General features: G+C 63.4%; 2 protein-coding genes. One reads left to right on the forward strand and one right to left on the reverse strand.

The annotated features are described in order from the left end of the window. On the reverse strand, positions 1 to 899 hold an 899-nt coding region (gene tyrS / locus EOC06_RS35610), incomplete at its 3' end, for a tyrosine--tRNA ligase (protein WP_128310003.1). A 288-nt stretch (positions 900 to 1,187) separates the two neighbouring features. Here tyrS and EOC06_RS35615 point away from each other — a divergent pair. Further along, on the forward strand, positions 1,188 to 2,673 hold a 1,486-nt coding region (locus EOC06_RS35615; RefSeq protein WP_164898945.1), incomplete at its 3' end, for a glycosyltransferase family 39 protein.

A 2,673-nucleotide genomic window follows, 5' to 3' on the forward strand; every position in this document is an offset into this window, starting at 1 on the left:
TTCTTGGCCTCATTGATCTCGGATCCGCCGAGCCGTTCGAGCCGCGCCACCTCGTCCAGCGGCAGCGTCGTGTAGAGCTTCAGGAAGCGCGCGACGTCGGCATCCTCGGTGTTGCGCCAGTACTGCCAGAATTCGTAGGGGCTCAGCATCTCCGCATCGAGCCAGACCGCGCCCGAAGCCGACTTGCCCATCTTGGCGCCCGACGAGGTGGTGAGCAGCGGCGTGGTCAGCGCATAGAGCTGCGCGTCCTCCATGCGGCGGCCGAGATCGATACCGTTGATGATGTTGCCCCATTGGTCGGAGCCGCCCATCTGCAGGCGGCAGCCGAGACGCTTGTAGAGTTCGACGAAATCATAGGCCTGCAGGATCATGTAGTTGAATTCGAGGAACGACAGCGACTGCTCGCGATCGAGCCGCAGCTTGACGGAATCGAACGCCAGCATGCGGTTGACGGAAAAGTGACGGCCGACATCGCGCAGAAAATTGACGTAGTTGATCTCCATCAGCCAGTCGGCGTTGTTGACCATGATGGCGTCGTTCGGACCGCTGCCGAATTTGAGGTAGGGCATGAAGTTGCGGCGGATGCCAGCCAGATTGTCTTCGATGTCCTGCGGGGTCAAAAGCTTGCGCGCCTCGTCCTTGAAGGACGGGTCGCCGATCATCGAGGTGCCGCCGCCCATCAGCGCGATCGGCCGGTGACCGGTCTGCTGCAGCCAGTGCAGCATCATGATCTGGATCAGCGAGCCGGCGTGCAGGCTCTTGGCGGTGGCGTCGAAGCCGATATAGGCCGTCACCGTTTCCTTGGCGAAGATAGTGTCGAGACCGGCATCATCCGAAGTCTGGTGGATGAAACCGCGCTCGCTCATCGTGCGCAGGAAATCCGATTTGAAGGCAGGCATTTTTTCTTTCCCGAAAGCGTCCGGCCAGCGTGGCTCGGGTGTGCATGAACGCGGGCGTTTAGCATCCAAGCGCGATCAGCAAAAGTGGTTTCCGGTTTTGCGTCCGATCGCGCGCCAGACAAAGGTCCGGCGATCAGCAAAAGTGGTTTCCGGTTTTGGTGCCCGCGCGGATGGCATTTGCGAATCCTTGCTTCGCCGTTTGGGCTGGCGTATTGAGGCGCCGCGCAGGGCAGGGCCTGAGGCGCCGCGACGGGGCCATCCCGCAGATCAGATCCGGAAAGCTCCGCGATGAACAGGAACTATCTTTTTCTCTTTCTGTTCAGCGTGCTGATGACTTTCAGCGGACTGGCGAGCCTTCCACCCGTCGACCGGGACGAATCCCGTTTTGTCCAGGCCACCAAGCAGATGGTCGAAACCTCCGACTATGTCGACATCCGTTTTCAGGATGCCTCGCGCTACAAGAAGCCGATCGGCATCTACTGGCTGCAATCGGCGGCCGTGGCGCTGAGCGGCGAGGGGGCGGCGGCGCCGATCTGGGTCTACCGCCTCGTCTCCATGCTTGGCATTGCCTTGGCCGTCGTCGGCATTGCCTGGACAGGCACCAAGCTGTTCGGGGCCAATGCCGGTCTCGCCGCCGGCCTGATGATGGCGGCTATCTTCGCCACCGCCTTCGAGGGCCGTGACGCCAAGACTGACGCCATGCTGCTGGCCTGCTGCGTGGCGGCGCAAGGCGCGCTCGCCCAGATCTATCTGGCAGCGCGCCGGAACGAACCGGTAGCCGCCCACCTGCCGTGGATTTTCTGGGCTGCTCAAGGCCTTGGAATCCTTATCAAGGGGCCGGTGGCTCCGCTCCTGTCGGTGCTGACGGTCGCCGCCTTGTTTGCCTTCGAGCGCGACTGGCGCTGGCTCCTGAAGCTGAAGCTCGTGCGCGGTGCCGCCCTGGTGCTGCTCATCGTGCTGCCCTGGGTCGCCCTCATCACCTGGAAGAGCGGCGGCGCCTTTCTCAGTGATGCCGTCGGCAAGGACATGATGGCCAAGGTCGCCTCGGGGGAGGAATCGCACGGTCTGCCGCCCGGTTTCTACATGCTGACCTATTCCTTGTTCATGTGGCCGTTCGGTCTGATCGCGGTCGGCGCCGGGCTGCAGGCCCTCAACCGTCTGCGCGACGATCCCCGGCTGCGTTTCTGCCTCGCCTGGTACATTCCGTTCTGGCTGGTGTTCGAACTGATCCCGACCAAGCTGCCGCACTATGTCCTGCCGGCCTATCCCGGCATGGCGCTGCTGATCGGCTGGCTGCTGACCTTGCCGCCGCAGGAGGCGAATGCGCCGCTCAGGCGCTGGCAGGATTGGTTGTGGTGGTCGACCGCATTCGGTCTTGCCGTGGTCAGCCTTGGCCTGGCGGCGGTCTGCGTGGGAGCGCCGATCTATCTCACCGGCGCCTTCTCCTGGTGGAGCATCCCGGCCGCCGCGGCGGCGCTGGCGGCAGGATATTTCGCTTTTTCGCGACAGCTGCAAGTGCCGCTCTCCCGCATCGGCGCCATCGCGGTCTGCGCGGGCATCACCTATGGGCTGTTGTTCGGCGTCATCGCGCCTTCGCTGAAGCCGATCTGGCTGAGCCCGGCGATCGAGGCGGCGTTCCAGGCCAACAGGCCTTGCGACACCACGGTGCTCGCTTCGGCGGAATATCACGAGCCGAGTCTGGTGTTCCTGGTCGGCACCAAGACCCTCCTGACCGATGTCGATGGCGTCGCCAAGCATCTGCTCGGCGATCCTG

Source organism: Mesorhizobium sp. M7A.F.Ca.MR.362.00.0.0 (assembly GCF_004023175.1).
Classification (GTDB): Bacteria; Pseudomonadota; Alphaproteobacteria; order Rhizobiales; family Rhizobiaceae; genus Mesorhizobium.